The 20,574-nt window shown below is 59.4% G+C and carries 12 protein-coding genes; 7 read left to right on the top strand and 5 right to left on the bottom strand.

From position 1 onward, the window contains the following. Window positions 1–42: 42 nt before the first annotated feature. Window positions 43–2,883 (bottom strand): DNA ligase D, encoded by a 2,841-nt coding sequence (gene ligD / locus OHL14_RS07990; RefSeq protein WP_396271104.1) that lies wholly within the window; start codon window positions 2,881–2,883, stop codon window positions 43–45. A 78-nt stretch (window positions 2,884–2,961) separates the two neighbouring features. Further along, window positions 2,962–3,891, bottom strand: a complete 930-nt coding sequence (gene ku / locus OHL14_RS07985) for a non-homologous end joining protein Ku (protein WP_263378812.1) — start codon at window positions 3,889–3,891, stop codon at window positions 2,962–2,964. Window positions 3,892–4,048: 157 nt separating this feature from the next. Here ku and OHL14_RS07980 point away from each other — a divergent pair, with 157 nt between their 5' ends. From OHL14_RS07980 to OHL14_RS07970, 3 genes are read left to right on the top strand one after another with little or no spacing between them, the layout of a single operon-like run. After that, entirely contained in the window at window positions 4,049–4,684 is a 636-nt protein-coding gene (locus OHL14_RS07980) for an RNA polymerase sigma factor (RefSeq protein ID WP_263378811.1), read from the top strand. Next, on the top strand, window positions 4,681–5,208 hold the full coding sequence (locus OHL14_RS07975; RefSeq protein WP_263378810.1) for an anti-sigma factor: 528 nt from the start codon (window positions 4,681–4,683) through the stop codon (window positions 5,206–5,208). Before OHL14_RS07980 ends, OHL14_RS07975 begins: the two co-directional genes overlap by 4 nt. After that, on the top strand, window positions 5,205–5,762 hold the full coding sequence (locus OHL14_RS07970) for a Spy/CpxP family protein refolding chaperone (RefSeq protein ID WP_263378809.1): 558 nt from the start codon (window positions 5,205–5,207) through the stop codon (window positions 5,760–5,762). Before OHL14_RS07975 ends, OHL14_RS07970 begins: the two co-directional genes overlap by 4 nt. Before the next feature lie 11 nt (window positions 5,763–5,773). Here OHL14_RS07970 and OHL14_RS07965 read toward each other — a convergent pair whose 3' ends face one another. Next, window positions 5,774–6,772: a hypothetical protein gene (locus OHL14_RS07965; protein WP_263378808.1), complete on the bottom strand. Its 999-nt coding sequence runs from the start codon at window positions 6,770–6,772 to the stop codon at window positions 5,774–5,776. Window positions 6,773–6,906: 134 nt separating this feature from the next. On the opposite strand from OHL14_RS07965, the gene OHL14_RS07960 reads away from it, so the two are divergent. From OHL14_RS07960 to OHL14_RS07950, 3 genes are all read left to right on the top strand, one after another. Then, window positions 6,907–7,572 (top strand): Ig-like domain-containing protein, encoded by a 666-nt coding sequence (locus OHL14_RS07960; protein ID WP_263378807.1) that lies wholly within the window; start codon window positions 6,907–6,909, stop codon window positions 7,570–7,572. A 168-nt stretch (window positions 7,573–7,740) separates the two neighbouring features. Next, on the top strand, window positions 7,741–10,647 hold the full coding sequence (locus tag OHL14_RS07955; RefSeq protein ID WP_263378806.1) for a M14 family zinc carboxypeptidase: 2,907 nt from the start codon (window positions 7,741–7,743) through the stop codon (window positions 10,645–10,647). 314 nt (window positions 10,648–10,961) lie between these two features. After that, window positions 10,962–13,868, top strand: a complete 2,907-nt coding sequence (locus OHL14_RS07950; RefSeq protein WP_263378805.1) for a glycoside hydrolase family 2 protein — start codon at window positions 10,962–10,964, stop codon at window positions 13,866–13,868. Between the two features lie 193 nt (window positions 13,869–14,061). Here OHL14_RS07950 and OHL14_RS07945 read toward each other — a convergent pair whose 3' ends face one another. Next, complete coding sequence (locus OHL14_RS07945; protein WP_263378804.1) at window positions 14,062–15,150, bottom strand: hypothetical protein; 1,089 nt, start codon at window positions 15,148–15,150, stop codon at window positions 14,062–14,064. A 300-nt stretch (window positions 15,151–15,450) separates the two neighbouring features. Between OHL14_RS07945 and OHL14_RS07940 the strand changes: the two genes are divergently transcribed. Continuing rightward, window positions 15,451–18,990 carry a TonB-dependent receptor gene (locus OHL14_RS07940; RefSeq protein ID WP_263378803.1) on the top strand — a complete coding sequence of 1,180 codons (3,540 nt, stop codon included), beginning with the start codon at window positions 15,451–15,453 and terminating at the stop codon, window positions 18,988–18,990. Between the two features lie 153 nt (window positions 18,991–19,143). Here OHL14_RS07940 and OHL14_RS07935 read toward each other — a convergent pair whose 3' ends face one another. Continuing rightward, window positions 19,144–20,571, bottom strand: coding sequence for a hypothetical protein (locus tag OHL14_RS07935; protein WP_263378802.1), 1,428 nt, complete (start codon window positions 20,569–20,571; stop codon window positions 19,144–19,146). Window positions 20,572–20,574: the final 3 nt, after the last annotated feature.

The following is a 20,574-nucleotide window of genomic DNA, read 5'->3' as shown; positions in this document are numbered from 1 at the left end:
AAGAGAGAGGCAGGGAGGTCGCCACGATGAGGTCTTTGGCGATTAGCCCTGCGGTGTAGGGATCGTCTGATCGTGAAGGGTGGGGAGCTGCTTCCAGGGGTTGGAGCGGAGGCGGGACTTCCAGTCGGCGAAGTTGGAGAGGTAGAAGAGCGGGCGCTCGGGGAGCTTGAGGTCGGACCACGGGAGCGGCAGAGAGACGGGCATGCCTGCGCGGGCGCGAGGGGAGAAGGCGGCGACGGCGGTGGCTCCGCGCTCGTTGCGGAGGTAGTCGAGATAGATGTGATCTTTGCGAGCGGCCTTCGACATCTTGGTGAGGTAGAGGCGGGGGTTATCTTTTTCGAGCTGCAGGACGAAGTTATGAGCGAAGGCTTTGACGGTGGGCCAGTCGTGGTCGGGTGCGATGGGAACGACGATGTGCAGGCCCTTGCCGCCGGTGGATTTGAGGAAGGATTCGAGGCCGAGTTTTTTGAGGCGGGCGCGGACCTCGGCGGCTGCGGCGGCGAGGGTGGGCCAGGAGATGGCGGCGTCGGGGTCGAGGTCGATGATGATGCGGTCCGGGTGCTCGAGGTCGTCGTTCTGCGAGCCCCAGGGGTGAACTTCGAGGACGCCGATCTGCGCGAGGCCGGCGAGGGCTTCGGGCGTGCGGACGGTGATATAGGCTTCGGGCTTGCCGGTCTTCTTGTCGGGGACGTCTATGGATTCGACGCCGGGAGGCAGCGTAGTGTTGGTGTGCTTCTGGAAGAAGCAGGGCTTGATAGAACCTTCGGGGCAGCGGACGATGGAGAGCGGGCGTCCTTCGATCTGCTGGAGCATGTAGGGCGCGATGGCCCAGTAGTAATCGGCGAGCTGCTGCTTGGTGGTACCGGATTCGGGGTCGATGATTTTGTCGGGGTGGGTGAGGCGGATGGGGGCGTGTTGGGTGGTGGGCTTGGCTGTGACTTTGGCTTCCTTGTGGGTTGCAAATGTTTTGGAGGCGTTCGGATTGAGTCTTTTCGGGGTGCGAAGATCCGTACCCTCCGGGGCTGAAGCCCCAGTCTTTTTGGGGACTTTTATGTACGGGCTGAAGCCCGTACCCTTCAAAGCTGCACCCTCCAAAGCCCCATCCTTGGAAGGCCTACCCTTCGAAGAGGATTGCTGGTGAGTTTTCGTCGGTGTTTTGGCGACGGGTTCTTCGCGGCCGACTTCTTTGGCGGGCTTGTCTTCGCGGAGACCCTGGAAGGAGGCCTGGCGGAGGAGGTTGTCGGAGGTCCAGGTGGCGAAGCGGACCTGGGCGACGAGCGTGGGCTTGACCCAGGCGGCTCCGCGGCGGGCTTCGGCGGGGGGATCGGTGAAGGGGGTAGTGGTCTGCTTGAGTTTTTCGAGCTGGGTGCGGAGGGAGTTGTGGAGCTTCTGGGTGAAGCCGGTGCCGGTGCGGCCCGCGTAGATGAGGTGGCCAGCGTCGTCGTAGTAGCCGAGCAGGAGAGCGCCGATGCCGTGGATGCCGGCGTGGCCTTTGGCCGGGAGGGTGAAGCCGCCGATGACGAACTCCTGCTCGCGGATGCACTTGAGCTTGAGCCAGGACGAGCTACGGCCAGAGATATAGCGGCTGTCGGCGCGCTTGGAGATGATGCCTTCGGCATGGAGTTCGCACGCCTTCTGGAACATGGCTGCACCGTCGGTATCGAGGTGTTCGCTGAGGCGGATCTCGGCAGGAGCGTTGGCGAGGAGCTGCTGCAGGGTCTTCTTGCGTTCGAGAAGCGGGAGGTCGCGGAGGTTGTGGTCGTCGAGATGAAGGAGGTCGAAGACAAAGTAGGTGAGCTGGGCTTTGCCACCGCTTTGGAAGGCGGCCTGCAAGTCGGCGAAGCTGGTGGTGCCGTTGTCGGCGAGGACGACGACCTCGCCATCGAGGAGGCAGTCGTGGGCGGGGAGCTTCGCGACGTCGGCGGCGAGGGCCTTCATGCGGTGCGTCCAGTCGAGGCCGGTGCGGGTGAGGAGTTCGACCTTGTCGCCTGACTTGCGTGCCTGGATGCGGTAGCCATCGAGCTTGAGTTCGTGCAGCCATGCGCCGGTGTCGGGTGGCGTGGTGGCCTGCGAGGCGAGCTGCGGCGGGATGAAGGCTGGGAGTTTCTCTTTGGGGGACTTGGGGACTTCGGTGGGGCTGGGTTTGGGGGCTGACTTCGCGGCTCTCGCCGCGGGCTTGGCTACGAGGCCCGGCGGTTCTTTCTGCTGCTTCGCGCGAGGGTCGTTCGAGTTCCAGGTGTGGTCCTGCTGGGCGGCGATCTGCTCGAGGGAGCGACCGGTGACGACGCTGTTCGGCTGGGAGTCGATGATGGGTATGTCGGTTTCGCTGTGTTCGAGGCCGTCGTGTTCCTTGACGAGGAGCCAGTTTGGTTTCTTCTCGTTCGCAGCCTTGCCGCCCATGCGGACGAGTGTCCAGTTGCCATTGAGTTTGGTCCCGCGGAGGGTGAACTTGAGCGAGCCATCGCGGAGACCGGCGTCGACGTCGGTGTGTCCGGGCTGCGGCTCCCAGGTGCCCTGGTCCCAGAGCATGACGGTGCCGCCGCCGTACTGGCCCTGCGGGATGATGCCTTCGAAGCCACCGTAGCCTATGGGGTGATCTTCGACTTGCACGGCGAGGCGGCGATCGCCGGGGAAGTAGCTGGGGCCTTTGGCGCAGGCCCAACTCTTGAGGACGCCGTTCCAGCCGAGGCGGAAGTCGTAGTGGAGGTGCGAGGCGGCGTGCTTCTGGATGACGAAGGGAAGCTTGCCTTTCGCAGTGAATGGCGTCTCTTTGCCGCTTGGTTCTGCGGTGATGCTGAAGTCGCGCATGGACTGGTAGAGAGCCAGCTGGCGATCAATCTCAGCCGACGGCGAAGCAGACTTCTTCGCAGCTTTCGTTTTCACGGATGTTTTCTTCGGCGCAGTCTTTTTTACGACGGCCTTCTTCGCCGAAGATTTTCTGGCAGTCGTCATGGGTAACCCTCAGGCGGATTTGCGCTGTCTGCTCGACTTTGCGGCCTTGGCCGCAGCCTTCGGTGTGGGTTTCACGAGGCGTGGGCCCTTTTTCTCTGCAGGCTTTTCTGCAACCTTCTTTGCTGGCGTAGAGGGCTTCGGCTCCGACGCGGGGGCGATGCTTTTGCGCAGGGCGTCCATAAGGTTGATGACTTTGCCGGACTTGGGAGCGGGCTCCTCGGCGGGCAGAGGAGCGTTGTTCACCTTGGCTTCGACCATCTGCTTCAGGGCGACTTCGTATTCGTCTTTGAACGCGTCGGGCTTGAAGGGTGAACTCTTGCGCTTGATGAGCTCTTTGGCAAGCGAGAGTTGGTCGTTGTCGACAGAAGTTTTCTTGATCTCGCCGAAATATTCTGCAGGATCGCGAAGTTCTTCGGCGTAGCGCAGGGTGTAGGCCATCATGCCGCGTTCTTCTGCTTTGTCGTCGGGTGCGGTGATAGCGACGAGGTGTTCGCGGCCACCGAAGGCAATCTTGCCGAGTGCGGCCTTGCCTTCGGTCTGCATGGCCGTGCGGACGACGGCGAAGGCTTCGGCCTGCTGGTCGTTTTCAGGCACAACGAAGTATGGCTTCTCGAAGAGCTCAGGGCGGAGTTCGGAGACGTTGACGAACTGCGCGACTTCGAGGGAATGGCGTGAGGGGATGCGAATGTGCTCGATATCGCTGGGCTCGACGGTGACGTATTCGCCCTTGCGATACTCGTAGCCTTTCACGATCTCGTCCTTTTCGACAGGGGTGGCGTCGTCGCTGCTGCTGACCTTCTGGTGGCGGATGCGCTCGCCGGTTTTGCGCGAGAGCTGATGGAAGTGGATCTCGCTCTTGGCTTCGGTGGCAGGGAAGAGCTTGACGCCGAAGGAAACGAGCGAGATTTGCATGTGGCCTGACCAGAAGGGACGCAGCATGTGGGGTATCTCCAATTGATATAGAGGATTGGCGGGGGTGCGGGGATGCCTAGGGGCAGGGAATAGGCAAAAGGGAGCAGCGACCAGGGGCCGTGGGAGGAAGAATTTTGCTGAGTTGTAACCACCGAGAGGTCGGTCTATCGTCCGACGCAGTGATATGCAAAACGTAATCGATGCCGCTATGATTTATGCGGGATGCCGGGTGGATACCAGTAGCGAACTGGAGGACATCGACGCGCTGGTGGCGACGTACTGGCCACGGGTGCTGCGGTATGTCTCGTTTTCAATTAATGACGACGATCTGGCCCAGACCATCACGCAGGACTGTTTTTTGAAGGCTTATAACGGTCGGGCGTCGTTCCGCGGCGATTGTGCGGTGAGTACATGGCTGATTGCGATTGCGAACAACCTGGTGCAGGACCAGGTACGGCTGAAGAAGTTTCAGTTCTGGCGCAAGGCGCACCGCACTTCGGTCGATGTACAGGAGATGGCATCATTTCTGCCATCCGCGGAGCGGTCAGCGGAGACGAAGCTGCTGGCGACCGAGCAGGTTGAGGGTGTGAAGGCAGCTTTGGAGGAACTTTCGGTGAACCAGCGGCGGGTGGTCTTGCTGCGGTTCTTCGAAGGAATGAATATAGAAGAGATTGCAGAGGCGACGGGCATGCCAGCGAACACGGTGAAGACGCATATGCACCGGGGGATCACGGCGATCCGGGCGAAGCTGGGAGCGAAGGCGCTGGGCGGTAAAGAGACGAAGGCGTCGACGGCAGGGAAGCAGGGAGCGAAGCGATGACGATGCAGGGCCAACACCATCTGACTGACGAGCAGTTCGCAGACTCGTTTCTGGGCGGCGTTGTGCCTGCGGAGGTGCAGGCGCATCTGGATGGGTGCGAGGCCTGCCGTCAGGAGTTGAACGGCTTTGCGCAGTCGATGGATAGCTTCAGCGAGGTCGCGATGGCGTGGAGTGAGGCTCAGCCGACGTTCAGCCCACGATCTCTGACGATTGGGCCGGTAAAGGTGGTAACCAGCCGACGGCATATTTTGGCCCATGCGGGGTGGGTGCTGGCTGGGGTGCTGGTGCTGGCGGTGAGCGTACCGGCGATCTGGCACCGGGAGCACCAGGCGGTGGCTGTGCGTCAGCCGGCTCCGCTCGCCGTGCAAGAGGATTCGGCGGAGCAGATTTTGCAGGATAACGACCTGATGCAATCAGTCGATGTCGCTCTGCAGGCTGACGATCCCTCGCCGTTCAGCGAGTATCGCATTGAAGATTTGACGGGCAAGCGGATGAAAGATCATCGGGGAGTGAGAGTTCAATGAAGGTGCGAACGTGGCACGGTTGGATGTTTGCGCTCCTGCTGGTGGTGGCAGGTGGAAGCTCACGCGCGCAGGCACCGGGTGGTCATGGCCCCGGCGGACAGGGGCCGGGCCGACCGCCGGGCATGGGTGGTGGCCCGGGTGGACCTCCTCCGACGGGCGGCGGCATGGGTAGTTCGACTGCGGGGACTGCACCGAACCGGCCTGCGACCGTAACGTCTAACGGCGTGAAGCTGGGGCCGACGGGGCGCTGGTGGGACGAGCGGTCGATGATGCAGACGATGAATATCAGCCGCGATCAGCAGCGACGGATGGATTCGATCTTCAACGCGAACAAGCCCGCGATCATCGAGACCTACAAGGATTGGCAGGCGCAGCAGGCGAAGGTAGAGGCTCTCAGCAAGGACCCGAACGCGGACAAGAGCCAGCTATTTGCGGCGATCGACTCGGTGAACCAAGCCCGGGCGGCGTTGCAGAAGGCGAATACGCAGATGCTGCTGCAGATTCGCGAACAGCTGACAAAAGAGCAGGTGGGGAAGCTGGAAAGTCTGCCTTAGAGCTTCTGCTGCTACTTCTTGACCATGGGGGTGGTGGTGGTCTCGCGTTCGGCTTCGCGCATGGCGCGGTCGATGAGGGAGTCGCTTTGACGACGGGTGCCGCGCAAGACCCAGGTGAGGCCGGTAGAGACGGTGTCTAGATGGAAGCGCAGGCTTCGGTTGTAGGAGCTCGACAGAGTGAGGTGTGAGCTCAGCGGGATGAAGACGGAGGTGTTGAAGCCGTTATCTTCGCTGACGCGCTGGCCGGTGACGACGGTTGTGGGCCGACCTTGTAGATAGTAGATGCCGTAGGTCTTCTGGTCGCCAATGGGGAGCTGCTCGTAGGCGACGGTTTCTGCGAAGACGCCATGGGTTAGCCACGTCTCCGCTCCAGCCTGGAACTGAGCCAGAGGGCCGAGGGAGTTGTCTTCCTGCGTGACGAAGCGGTTGATGAGGCCAGAGGAGTTGCCGCCGCCGATATTGACGAGAAGGCCAGTGTGGCCGAAGTAGCGCTCGGTGAGGTTGCTGATGTTGAAGGTGGCGCGACCGGTGCCGAGGCCATCGGCGCGATCGCCGGTGGGAGCGGTAACGGCCAAAGTTGAGGTATTGCGCAGGTGTTTCGTCGAGAAGACGGCGTGGCCTTCCAAGAGAACGTCGCCAACGTCACCGCCATCGAAGACGAGGCTGTTGCTGTAAGACGGAGGAGTGGCGTTGGCCTGGACGGTCGCGTAGTGGTACGGGTAGACCGATATGCTGGCGTCGAAGAGATAATGCTGCGAGAACGAGTAGCTGACGACGGGGGTGAGGACGTTGGTCCAGCCATTGGCGGAGTCATGGACTCCGGAGGCTGTGAGGGCGGCATTGAAGCTGTGGAAGTAGCTGCCGAAGTCTTTGAGTTCGTAGGAGTGATCAGGGGTGGTGGGGCTGGGCGGGACCTGGATGGTAGAGGCGCTGGTGCCCTGCGCCACAAGCAGGTGGCTGCCGGCGAGGCATGCGGTCAGGCAAAGGAAACGGGATAAAGCTGTGGCCAAACCTGGTCTCTCCGGTCAGTTCCCATTTTATCGGATTCGCCTTATGCCCATGGCGAGCGCGTGTAGACAAAACGCTTGGTAGACACGTCTTATAGCGAGAGTTCCGGCAGGATGAACAGGAAAGAGGTTGCAGCTTGAGTTCAGTCATAGGGCGGGTGGGGTGTGTACGCGGCGTAGGGCTGGCTCTGGTGGCTCTTATAGCGGCGAACTGTTTAGCTGGGTGCGGGAACTTCTTTATCAGCACGGATTCGAGCACAAAGCTGACGAGTTCCGCGGCAACCGCCATTGCGGGCACCTCGATTACGCTGACAGCGGCGGTGACGCCGACGGCTGCGACGGGGACGGTGACGTTTTACGACGGGACGACAAGTCTGGGGACTGGCACGCTGAGCACTGGTTCGACAACGCTAACGAACACAACGCTGGCTGCGGGAACGCATTCGCTGACGGCGGACTATGGTGGGGATTCGAACTACGATGGCAGTAACTCGGCTGCGGTGTCGGTGGTGATCAGCAGCGCGCTGACGGCAACGACGACGACTTTGACGGCTTCGCCGACGACGCAGAACGCGGGCAGTGCGGTGGTGCTGACGGCGACGATCTCACCGACGGCTGCGACGGGGATGGTGACGTTTTACAACGGGACGATCGTGGTGGGGACGGCCACGGTGGCCGTGGGAACGGCAACGTTGTCCACGACGGCGCTGCCGAGCGGGACGGACTCGCTGACGGCGGTCTATAGCGGCGACAGTACGTATGCCACGAGTACATCCACGGCGATTTCAGAGACGATTCAGTGAGGAGGATCGGTCTGTTGGCCGTTTTCGCATCCGCTCTATAGGCATGCGCTAATCCTTGTTGCACTTTTTCTGGATTGCGATAGTTTCTATGGCATGGGAAAACTTTCTTTGCACTCCAGTCGGGGCAGGTCTGCGCTTGCCTTCTGCCTTCTGCTCTCCTCGGTTGTGATGGCTCAGAAGCCGACGACGAAACAGGCTGACGATCCGGAGTACACCGCGAAGATCAAGGAGTACCTGACCGATCCGCGGTTCTCGACAGAGCTGGTGGATCATCTACCCGCGTCGACGAAGGTGCCGACGCCGCTGAAGTTCCTGGGGACGATGCCGGGGCAGCCGGGGGAGCTGTACTACAGCGAAGACATCAATCGATACTATGCGGAGCTGGCGAAGGTTTCACCGCGAGCGAAGTTCTGGAAGTTTCCGCTGAAGACGGAAGAGGGTCGCGAGATGGGCGTGATCGCGATCGGCAGCGAGCAGTCGATCAAGGACCTCGATAAGTACAAGGCGGACCTGGCTGCGCTGGCTGACCCACGCAAGACGACCGAGGAGCAGGCGCAGAAGATCATCCATACGTCGAAGCCGATCTACTGGATTACTTCGGGGATCCATTCACCGGAGACGGGCGGCCCGCAGATGCTGGTGGAGCTGGCATACCGGCTGATTGTGGAGGAGTCGCCGTTCATCCAGAACATCCGCAACAACGCGATCGTGTTTATCACGCCGGTGGTCGAGCCGGATGGTCGCGACAAGCAGGTGGACACGTACTACTACGGCAAGACTACGAAGAAGACAAAGCCGCCGATGATGTACTGGGGCAAATACGTGGCACACGACAACAACCGCGACGGCATGGGACAGTTACTGCACCTGACGCAGAACATCACGTCAGGCATGCTGGAGTGGCACCCGACGATTCTGCACGATCTGCACGAGGCGCAGTCGTATCTGTATACGTCGACGGGCACGGGGCCGTATAACCCTGCGATCGATCCGATTGCGGTGGACGAATGGTGGATGCTCGCCGAGACCGAGATCATGGAGATGACCAAGCGCGGCGTTCCGGGCGTGTGGACCTACGGCTACTACGATGGCTGGGTGCCGAACTACCTGTTCTGGATTGCGGAGTCGCACAACTCGTTCGGTCGATTCTACGAGGTGCAGTCGTATGGTCCGGACAACAACGATCATCTGCAGCTTGGAGCAACGCAGACGAGCCGCGAGTGGTATCGCCCGAATCCTCCACTGACGACGGTGAAGTGGGGACCGCGTGCGAATACGGACATCCAGGAGTCGGCGATCCTGATCGCACTGAACAAGGTGGCGACGGACCATCAGCTCTATCTCGAAAACTACTGGATGAAGACCAAGCGCACGGTGCAGAAGGGAACCGATGGACCGACGTTTGGCTGGGTGATTCCTGCGGCTCAGCTGCATCGCGTGAACGCGGCAGAGATGGTGAACGATCTGCGACATCAGGGTGTCGAGGTGCAGGTTGCGGCTAAGGATGCGACGTATGGTGCCGTGAAGGTCACGACGGGGGACTATGTGATCCGCGCAGACCAGCCGTATCGCACGCTGGTGGACCTTTATTTCAGCCTGCAGAACTACCCGGTGACGAACCCGATTCCGTATGACGATACCGGATGGACGATGCCGCTGATGCGCAATATCACGGTGCGTCCGATCATGGATAAAGCTGTGCTGGCAGATCCGTCCGCTCCAGTAAAGGCGGACATCTTTGTGCCGGGCGTGGTGAATGGGACTGGCGATACGCTGGTGGTCGAGAACACGACCGACAATGTGCTGGCGACGTTCCGCTTCAAGCATCCGACGGTGAAGATGGAAGCTGCGGAGGAGGACTTTGAGATCGACGGACACAAGCTGCGCGCGGGTGCGTTCGTGATTCACGACGCAGGCAATGCCGAGGTGAGGAAGTCGATCCAGGAGCTGGGGCTGACGGCGTATGCGACGGCTGCACCTGCGGTGAAGACGCATCCGTTGACGGTGCCGCGCATCGGGTATGTGCACTCGTGGGCACGCACGCAGGATGAGGGCTGGGTGCGCGCGGCGCTCGATCATTACGGGATTCCGTACACGTACTTTGCGGATCAGAAGCTGCGCGAGGGGCATCTGCGCGAGACGTACGATGTGATCCTGCTGCCTTCGACCGGCGGCACATCGGTGTCGCAGGTGAATGGCATTGCGAAGGTGCCGGGTGAGGCTGCGGTGCCGTATATGAAGACGAAGCTGACGCCGAATCTTGGAGCGGAGGATTCGTCGGAGGACATTCGCGGTGGGATGGGCATCGAAGGTCTCGCCGAGCTGGTGAAGTTTGTGCAGGCGGGTGGCACGCTGATCACGGAGGGCTCGACGTCGACGATCCTGCCGGACTATGGCATTACGACGAGTGTGACGGTGGAGCATCCGTCGAATCTGTATGCGAAGGGTGCGCTGATGCGCGGCATCATCGCGGATGGCAAGAGCCCGATTCTGTATGGCTACACAGGTAAGCAGCTGCCGGTGTACTTCAGCCAGGAACCAGTGCTGGCGGCTGCGAGCGGTCGCGGTGGTGTGGGCGGTTTTGGCGGCGGCGCGCGGTCGGTGCCGGGAGTGGGCGTGGACATTACGCCGAACGCTTCGCCGATTGCGCTGTCTCCGTATAACCCGGATGTGGATGCAGCGGTGGAGAGCAAGGGCCTGCCCTCGCTTGAGGCTGACGGCGCCGCGGCACGGGCAGCGATTGGCCGCGGCGGTCGTGGCGGCGGAGGTGGAACTGGCGGTGGGCAGGCAGGAGCGGCGACGGCGGAGGAGACGCCAAGAGTGGTGCTTGAGTTTCCGTCGAAGCCGGAGGACATTCTGCTCTCCGGTGAGTTAGCCGGAGGTTCGGCTCTAACGGGCAAGGCGATGATTGTGGATCAGCCTGTCGGCAATGGGCACGTGGTGATGTTTGCGATTCGTCCGTTCTGGCGCTGGCAGACGCAGGGAACGTTCGCTCTCGGCTTCAATACCATCGTCAACTGGGACCATCTGGATGCCGGCAAGGCGAAGCCCAAGGCAGCTCAGCCCGCTGATTGATTGCTCGATTCCCGGTGAGTTAAGGAGAAAAGGTACCTTCTGCGGAGGGTGCCTCTTTTTCAGGCCAAGATGTAAATGTCAGATTGGAAAGAGAACAAGCCCGATGCCGAATACTCTCAAGTCCGGGACGATATCGTTGCCATATTTTGAAGGGCGCGAAGTGAAGTAGTGCTAGTCATTGAGGCACTTCTGATGGCACATCACTCCATCGCGCCTTACTTGGCAACGTAGTCAGCAGATGTCATGATTCGGTGTCCGAGATTTCGGCTATTGGGGATGTTGCGATGAATCGGTTGACTTGCGGTGCTTGCTGGTTGCTCCTGCTTCTTGCTTCATCGGCAGAGGCTGTTGAAACCAAAACCCAATATCTTTCAGGCCTTGGCAAGGATGATCCAGTTTCATGGCAGATCAAGTGTGACAACGGTCAGAACGCCAACAAGTGGTCGACGATCGGCGTTCCCTCCAATTGGGAGCTTCAGGGGTTCGGGGTTTACACCTACGGGAGGGTAGCTCATCCGGAGGGATGGCCTCGCGTCCACTGCACCTACAAACGTTCCTTCACGACGCCTGCAACGTGGCGCGACGAGACTGTCTTCATCCACTTTGAAGGTGTGATGACGGATACCAAGGTGACCATCAATGGTCAGTCGGCTGGACCGGCACATCAGGGCGGTTACTATGCCTTCCGATACGACATCACTTCCATGTTGAAGCCCGCCGGTCAGCCCAACGAAATTCAGGTTGATGTGGACGATGAATCCAGCAATGAATCCGTCAATCATGCGGAGCGGCGAGGCGATTTCTGGAACTACGGCGGCATCTTTCGTCCGGTGTATCTGGATGCGGTGCCGCAAACCTTTATCGATCATGTAGCCATCGACGCGACTGCAAGCGGCGCGCTTGATGTGGATGTGAAGCTTGCTGACCGGCACATGGCGGCAGCCGGGAGCAGCCCGCGTGCTTCCGTCGAGATGCGCGTGCTCGAAGCGAACGGTAAGCCTGCTGGATATCCGGTAATCACTCTCAAGGACGTTGACCTCAACCAGGAAGCCCACCTGGCGGGCAAGATAGCGCATCCCCGACTCTGGACCGCAGAGACGCCGAATCTATATGTACTCGAAGTGCGGCTCAAGGTAGGCGACTCCGTGGTTCACACCGTTCACCAGAAATTCGGATTCCGAAGCATTGAACTTCGTCCTGGCGAAGGTCTCTTTGTGAATGGCAATCGCATCTTTCTGAAAGGGTTTGCGCGCCATTCGTTCTGGCCAGACTCCGGCCGAACCCTGTCTCCACAGCTCTCGCGGGACGATATCAATGTGATGAAGGAGATGAACGCGAACGCAGTGCGTTCCAGCCACTATCCGCCGGACCAGCACTTCCTCGATGCCTGCGATGAGCTTGGACTGTATGTCTTCGACGAACTCACCGGCTGGCAGGCCCATTACGACACCGAGGTCGGCAAAAAACTCGTGAAAGAGATGGTGGAGCACGACGTCAACCACCCATCGATTTTGTTCTGGGACAACGGCAACGAAGGTGGATTCAACTTCGATCTGGACGGCGAATACGCAAAGTACGACCCTGAGAAGCGGACCGTCCTGCATCCATGGGCGGCTTATCCTCCAGGCATCGCCGATACCAAGCACTATCCCACTTTTGAATTGCTGCAGCAAAAGCTCTCCGAGCCGGCCGTCTTTTTCCCTACCGAGATGCTGCATGGCCTCTATGATGGCGGCGTCGGTGCCGGGTTGCAGGACTACTGGGACGCCATTCTCAAAAGCAAGGCGGGTGCCGGCGGCATCATCTGGTCGTTTGTGGATGAAGATGTAAAGCGCGTCGACAAGGGCGGCATTCTCGACTCAGCGGGCAACAACGCTCCTGACGGTGTCGTTGGCCCGTATCGTGAGCGGGAAGGCAGCTTCTACACTGTGAAACAGATCTGGTCGCCCATTATCGTGACGCCGCCGACGGCCAGCTCGCATTCCTACATCGTCAGCAACCGTTACAGCTTCCTCAACGCCGATAGCTGCACCTATGAGTGGCAGACAATCGCGTTTTACCAACCCAGCGACGCAGATTCGGGATCGGTGGTGCTTTCATCGCGGACAGACCACGGCCGTTCGCTGGCTCCGGGGGAATCGGCCAGTTGGGACGATTGGGGACCGCCAACACTAACCTCAAGCGGCAGCGGAAAGAGGATGCCCGACGCTACACGGCTGATCATCAAGGACTCGACCGGTCGGGTGATTCAGACGTACGTATGGCCAATCGCTGGCCTTGATAAGCGGCTCGACCGCATGGATCAGGCGGCCGGCGGAGTAACACCCACCGTGACCGAGAGCGGCGATACGCTTACAGCAAGCGCGGGCGATCTGTCTCTTGCGTTTAGCAAGACGACCGGCCTGTTGCTCTCTGCTTCTCGGCATGGGATGTCCTTTCCTCTTGCCAATGGACCTCGTGTTCTATCTATGGGGCCGAGGCCCGCTCCGGTGCGGAGGCCTACTCCCCAAGCTCCGCAGACTCCGCCGCCAGCACCACCACCCGTGATGACTGCGGCTTCCAGACTTACGTCACTCACCCATCAAACTGAAGGAAACGATCTGTTGATCCACGCGGCCTTCGACGGCCCCATGGAGTCGCTGACCTACCGGTTGAAGCCCAACGGTTGGCTGTCGATCCAGTACACCTATGTCATCCACGGTGCGCAGGAATATTTCGGCATTGGATTCGACTATCCAGAGGCTGAGGTGACAGGCATGCGCTTCCTTGGTCAGGGTCCTTCGCCGGTGTATCAAGATCGACTGGCGGGCGACACGCTCGACGTCTGGAACCGGCGTTATAACAACACCATGGTCGGAAATCCCGACGACCTCAAGCCGGGAGAGCACTTCGACTATCCCACTTTCAAGGGGTTTTACGCCGGTATCCGCTGGCTCCAGCTCGATACGACCCAAGGCGCAATCACGGCTCGGATCGAACAGCGACAGGACTCTCCGATCTATGTGCAGATCCTGACTCCGAAGACCCCACCGCCAGCTCTGGTCGGGCAGGCCTACGTACCGTTCCCGCCCAGCGGACTCTCGTTCCTGCACGCCATTCCCGCCATCGGCACCAAATTCGTCGGACCGCTGACAATGGGCCCATCGGGACAACCGGCCCAAGGCCACGGGGACTATACAGGCCAGATCGAACTGTTCTTCGGAAAACTTCCGCTGCCCTGATTTGCCGAAGTGTCTAGTAAGAGACGTTGGTCATGATTCCAACTTCTTCAAGGCGGCGCCAGGAGTGTGAAGGCTGGAGGCTGACTCTACCAATGTGGCAAAGCAAGAGGAGACGAGTGGGGCAAATCCATCGACGACGGAGATCATCGGCTCCTCTCAGGGTTCCTAAAGTGGTGACAAATCGTCAATGCACTCAACGTATCTCCGGCAGAGGCTTGCCAGCCTCCGGCGTCTCCTTCACCCAGTCGCGTCCAAAGAGCTTCGCAACGGTAGCGGCTACCTGATTCTGCCGCATAGCCGGCGTTCCTGCACCCAGTTCGCCGCGAGCAGGCACGCCTGCTCCCATTGCTCCCAGAAAAATATACTTCGACTCCGGCAGGTCCTTGCCGTGACTTTGCCAGCCGGTAGGTGCAGATCCGCGACCATGGTCCGGCAGGAAGAAAATCGTCGTATGCCCGCGATACTCCGGATCGGACTGAACGAAATCCCAAAGCTGCTTGAGATAGCTATCGACACGGTTTGCCGATTCCAGGTAGAAGCCGTAGCGGTTCCCGTGTGCCCAGTCATCGGTCTCACCCAATGAGATGTAGAGCAGGCGTGGCTTCTGGGTCTTCAAATACTCCATCGCCGTGTAAAACGTGGGAGCGTCGAATGCCTCATCCGGCCAGATGCGCGGGCTCTCGAGCTTCCAGCGATTCAGGAGGTCCAGCTTCGGCGTCATGGGAATCGACGTCAGAGGATCGTAGCTGACGTTCACCGTGAAGCCGCACCGTTGCGCATTCAGTGCACCGCCTATCACCTCCCATGCGCCGAAACCCGCGGTCAGGTTGTGCGCCCCGGGTTCATTCTTCTTCCATCCGCGATCGAGCCATTCCATCACTGTGACATTTGGATTGGGAATGTTGTCGTTACTGCTGATACGTGGATCCGCATGGCCGGTCAAGGTTTCGTTATAGCCGGGATATGAAAAGTTCAGCCCGTTGGTCACATACGCGTCCGAACCCTTATCGCGGTTCCCGTAGATCTCGCCCTGTGGCACCATCACGCTCCAGAGGAACGGCATAAGTGCCTTACGGCTCTCGTCCAGAGTCGCGCGGACAAACCGCTTCGCATAGGAATCTATGGGCTGACCATCGTTGTTGGCTGGAATCAGGAGCGATGGGTCTGCCCCGCGAAAAACCTCCTGCCAGCGCAGGCCATCACTCATGACCCAGATCACGTGTTCCTTCGCAGGGTCGGCAGCGGCCGCCTCCTGCCGGGTTTGAGCAGAAGCAGGAGACAAAAGAGCACAACTCCAGCACAGGATCGCAGCGGACATCCACCTCATTACAGCTAAACCTCTTTTCACGTTGTTGATTCTCGAAGAGCTTGCATCTGGCATGGTTCCATGATGTCGCAGCTTTGTTAATTTTCGATGGCTTTGTCCGATTGTCGTCACGCGACCGGCAGAAATTTACTGTCTAGCAAAGACATCCCCGCACACTCTTCTCAAGATCGCTACGAACATTCGTCTCCAGTTGAGTTTCTCATTCGGTTACGGAAGGTTCTGGCAACATCAAAACAAAGCTCAGAAGGTCAAACTATGTTCATTCAAGGCCGCAAAGGCCACCTGCTGCGTCTCACAGCCGTCGTCCTACTTTCCTGCCTGCCTGGAGCTCTCCTCGCGCAGTCGACCCAGGGGACGATCCTGGGAACAGTGCTTGATGCGAGCGGCGCGGCGGTTCCTAACGCGATTGTCACGGTCACGAATGCGGACGAGGGTGTATCGCGTACGGTGAAGACGGACAAGTCCGGAAATTACGAGGTACTCAACCTCTCTGAAGGCCATTACTCGGTGAGCATCGCTGCTGCTGGTTTCGACGGCGAGAACGAGAAAAATCTTACCCTTGCGGCGCGTCAGCAGCTGCGCGCCAACGCGACACTGCATGTAGGCGCAGTCGCACAGCAGGTAGAGGTCAGTGCAGTTTCCGCTGGCGCGATCAACACGGAGACAGCCTCCATCGACGCGACACTTTCCGCTGTCGATGTCGAAAACCTGCCTGCGAACTATCGCGCTTCCATCAGCGGCACAAGTCCGCTAAACCTCATCCAGACGCTGCCGGGCGTTCAGGCCGATACCGGATCGTCCAATGGCACAGGCGTGCAGTTCTCCGTGCAGGGTGGTTTGCCTTCGCAGTCGGATACCACGGTGGACGGCGTGAGCGCACAGAGCACCACCGGCAACTCGCCCCTGGCAAACGCCTTTCCGTCGGGAGAATCGATCTCGCAGGTTCGCGTGGATGGTGTGCTCAACAACGCTGAGTACGGTCAGCCGGGTGAGGTCACCTTCATTAGCAAGAGTGGCACCAACAAGCTCCACGGGTCCGCTTTCCTCTACGACCAGAACTCTGCCTTGGACGCCACTCCGTTCGGATCTATTAAGCCACACATTCGAGGCAATGATTTTGGCGGCACGATCGGTGGCCCCGTCGTGATCCCCCACTTCTACAACGGCCACGACAAGAGCTTCTTCTTTGCCACGTATGAAGGCTTTCGTCTCCCCAGCACCATCACACAGCAGGCGCTCGTTCCCAGCACGCTGATGAAGCAGGGAATCTTCACCAATGTTGCAACGGTAGTCAATCCCTTCACTGGCGCTCCGTATGCGAATGACACGATCCCCGTCAACGCCGCCGCAAAGCCTTTCCTGCAGTTCTTCCCGGACCCAAACATCGGAGACCCGACCGTCTACAACCCGGCGACGACGCCTTACAACTACATCGTCAGCAAAGCGAACACATACAACTCGAATCAGTTCGACGTGCGCGGAGATCAGTACATTGGCCAGAAGGCGCTCGTCTTCGCCCGCTATACCTGGAAGAACATCAATCAGATTAATCCCGAGCCGCTTAATGTTCCCTCCGGTTCGTCCATTGGCCAGGATCGCGTCTTCGTCGCGGCGGCGAACTACTCTTTCACGCAGAATCTGGTGAACGAGTTTCGCTTCGGCTTCACGCTGGACACAACCGGCACCTCCAACGGCTTCAACGGTTCTTCCTTTGCCGCCAGCACAGGTCTTCAAGGATTGCAGAACCTGTTCTTCAACGGCATCTCCGAACTCGACTTCAAGACACTCAGCAGCTTGAATGCCGACCGGCTTGCTTCGACGACGAAGTCTCGCCTCTTTCAATACGCCGACTCTCTCACCTGGGCGAAGGGTGCCCACACCATGAAGTTCGGTGCCGATGTCCGCCATCTTGAGGCGCTCACGCCGCTCGGCTTCTACGGCGCTGACAACTATGGCACCTTCAACTATGCACAGGCACAGACCTTCACCGGCCAGGAGTTCGGCGACTTTCTCGCCGGTGTTCCACAGGCCACCGCGTACGACGTCGTCACGTCAGACAACGACGGCGTGGATATGCACTATTCCTTCTATGCCCAGGATCAGTGGAAGGCCTCACAGCGCCTCACACTCACCTTCGGACTTCGCTACGATTTGCAGCCCGGCTACCACGATAGCGGCCGCAACATCGGCAACTTCAATCCCGCGGTGCCCCTTTCCGCCCAAGTGATCTACCCCGATGGCGGCGAGCAGAACCTGAACGCGGGCTATCTTGCCTCGTTCAACGCCTGCGCGATCGGCACGACCACGGGCGCTTCGGCGAATGGCGCGCCTTGCACGCCGGTGCTCGATAATACGCAGGCCGGTCTCTCCTCCAGCCTGCGCACAACCGAGACAAAGCGCTTCATGCCGCGATTCGGTTTCGCTTACCGTCCGTTCAACGATGCGCGCACAGCCATTCGTGGCGGCTTCGCCATGTACAGCATCTCTAGCCTTGGTGGCAGCTTCTACTCGCTGACAGGCACTCTCCAGTCCGGTACAACGATCTATGCAAACAGCGAGACAGCAAAGGGTCCTGCCTACAGCTGGCCACAGATCTTTGCCGGTTCGGGTACCAGCTCCAACACCGCAACACTCGGCACAGCCTACTTCGGCACAGCCAACGACATCCACTGGAAGGACCCTTACTCGGAGCAGGCCACGCTCTCCATTGACCACGAGTTTGCCGGCGGCTACGGCACTCGGATCTCGTACATCGGGATGGAGTCGAACGATCTGGAGTGGGCTCCGAACTACAACGACCTCACCAGTGAGTCGAAGACGACCTCGGCCTACAACCAGCCGCTGAGCGCTCGCCCCTTCCCGAACTGGGGTATCGTCAACTCTCGCTCTACTGGTGCAAATGCCAACTATCAGTCCGTGCAGATCAATGTGAGTCATCACGCCTCACGCGGTCTCACCTTCGATTCCACTTACACCCTGGCCAAGAATCTCGCCGATAACCAGGGCCCGAACAGCGGTAGTTTCTCCGGCGAGACCGGCGGCGCTCGCGCCTCCTGGGCGTCCAATCGAGCCATCGACTTCGGACAGGTTTATGGCACACGCCGTCATCGTTGGAACACAACGGTGGTCTATCAACTTCCATATGGTCGGGGCCGGGATTTCGGCAACAATATCAACCGCTTTGAAGACGCGCTGCTCGGCGGCTGGCAGGTCAGTAGCATCTTCCTGCTGCAGACGGGCCCGTTCCTCACGCCCTACTTCAGCGGTGGACAAGGCGATCCCTCCGGTACCGGCTCAGGCTTGAGCTCGAACTTCCAGGGCGGAACCTACCCAGGCCGAGCTCAGCATGTGGACCGGGTAGGGGCGGCCAAACCTGCTAATCAGGGCCGCGCGAACTGGATCAACAAAGCTTCCTTCGTCTGCCCAGGCGATCCGAACTGGGAGCCCGGCAACCCCTGCATCACGGGTGCAGCGCCTGGCACCACGCAGAAGTTTGCCGATGGCAAGTCCGACACCGCACCGGCCCCTATCGGTCGCTTCGGCAACGCCCAGGTGGGCGACATCGTCGGTCCCGGCACTGTCAACCTCTCGGCGGGCCTGAGCAAGAGCTTTGCGATTACTGCGGGCGTCAAGCTGCGGGCCGAGGGCACCTTTACCAACGTTCTAAACCACACCAACCTCGCCGATCCGCAGCTGGATATCTCAAACCCCAACTTCGGGGTCATTACTTCAGCGCGAGGCTCGGACTTCGGTGGAGCTCGCACCGGACAGGTCTCCGTCCGTGTCGAGTTCTAAGGCTGTCCGCTCTAGAAAAAAGGGGCCCGGGCTACATCAGCTCGGGCCCTCGGGCAGGCGGCGATCGCGATGCGAAGCCAGATGGAAGCTGTAGCCGAATCCGCTGTGGATGCCTTTCTGGAAATTTATGGCAGGAATTAGGCGAACCGACTTTCAGTCGTGCAGATGGATCGCGACCACGCGTGCAGGTCCGGGGCCATCGCCGAGAGAGTCACTCTCCAACAGCATCTCGAAGTGAGGTAACGATCCATCCTTTCTTCGCATGCTGTTGAGTAAAGGAAGCAGCCTCTTATCATCCATCGCCAGATCGGTGGTTGCTTCGGTACCTACCATGGAGAGGCCTTCGAGGATGAGTACATTGCCTGATGTACCGAGGTTTGGTAGGAACGCGATGACGCCGTAAGCTTTCCCTTTCTTCCCGTCAGAGTCTGGACTGTATTCTCCGAGTTCTCCAGGTAAAGGACGGCGATTGATAAACGACGAATGCCGGTCTGGATGATCGATGCTAAAGACAAAGTTCATGTGATTCTCAAAGAGCTCGACCCACGGAACAGCTTCCTCCGCTCCAATCAAGATCAAATTATCACTACTAAAATCCTCGATGTGCATGTCGCGCGCATAGTGCACTAGCGTGCGCTCCGGGGCCGCTTCAGGTAGACGAACGAGATGCGCCAGTGTCAGTGCGTCCACCATCGACGTGTATCTGCGATGCCGAAGGAAGTCAGCAAATTCAGGATCGGTGTGCTGAACGTAGGGCATCTGCTTGCTGTAGTCGTTGCTCAAGTAGTCGTGCAGGCTTACATATTGCTTCGTGACCGCATGGAAGAGGACCAACCCCGAATCGCCAAGAACAATCTGCGTCGGCTGATCTTCATTGAAGAGTCTGCCCCAAAGGATATGCCGCCGGCTCTGTCGCAGGTGTGTTCTTAGGTGGAGAGCAAAGACAATAGTCACCACAAACGAAAATGCAACGAGGAAACCAGTGATTACTCTATATCGCCAAACGAGCGAGAGGCTTTTTCTGCTTCCGTTCGGCACCCCGACCCATGGAGCGATGGAAGCAGTTGGGCGGAGAGCTTCCGCCACTGGCTGGTCAGAGATGGATGGGGTTAGCGGCACGGCTTCGAGATCGCCTCTTTGAAACTCCGTTTCCGTGAGGCCTCGTTCTGATGATTGCGCATCGGGACTGTTCGAAGGCGGTGCCGGAACAAACAGAGGAGTGTAGCTACCCTTTGGAATGGTGAGGTGCAGGACTTCGTGCCGACCCGCTTTCTGAAAGTACTGTTCAAGGCGACGCCTTAGACGAAGCGCGTGAGAGCGAACGATTGTGTCTGCCGCGGAGTCGTAACCGGGTTCTCGTCCGAAGACCGTCACCCCGATATGTTGCTCAGTGAGTGGTTGCCTATTTTCTTCAAAAGCGATGGTGCAGATATAGAGAAGGAATTTGGCGAGTTGCGGCGAGCGAACGAAATCAGGGGTTGCAAGGATCCGCTGCGCTAGCTGATAGCGTGGGTCGCTCGCCCACAATGCGCTCATGTTTTCTTTCTGTTCGAGCGCCTCTGATGGGAACCCCGTATTCATTGC

Origin of the sequence: Granulicella paludicola, from assembly GCF_025685545.1 — a bacterium.
GTDB classification, from domain to species: domain Bacteria; phylum Acidobacteriota; class Terriglobia; order Terriglobales; family Acidobacteriaceae; genus Granulicella; species Granulicella paludicola.
This window is presented reverse-complemented; position numbering and strand designations above follow the sequence as displayed.

Excerpts from the sequence above, each read along its gene's own strand:
- OHL14_RS07980 (WP_263378811.1), top strand. The coding sequence starts at position 4,049 with ATGCAAAACGTAATCGATGCCGCTATGATTTATGCGGGATGCCGGGTG.
- OHL14_RS07940 (WP_263378803.1), top strand. The coding sequence starts at position 15,451 with ATGTTCATTCAAGGCCGCAAAGGCCACCTGCTGCGTCTCACAGCCGTC.
- ku (WP_263378812.1), bottom strand. The coding sequence starts at position 3,891 with ATGCTGCGTCCCTTCTGGTCAGGCCACATGCAAATCTCGCTCGTTTCC.
- OHL14_RS07935 (WP_263378802.1), bottom strand. The coding sequence starts at position 20,571 with ATGAATACGGGGTTCCCATCAGAGGCGCTCGAACAGAAAGAAAACATG.
- OHL14_RS07975 (WP_263378810.1), top strand. The coding sequence starts at position 4,681 with ATGACGATGCAGGGCCAACACCATCTGACTGACGAGCAGTTCGCAGAC.
- OHL14_RS07955 (WP_263378806.1), top strand. The coding sequence starts at position 7,741 with ATGGCTCAGAAGCCGACGACGAAACAGGCTGACGATCCGGAGTACACC.
- OHL14_RS07970 (WP_263378809.1), top strand. The coding sequence starts at position 5,205 with ATGAAGGTGCGAACGTGGCACGGTTGGATGTTTGCGCTCCTGCTGGTG.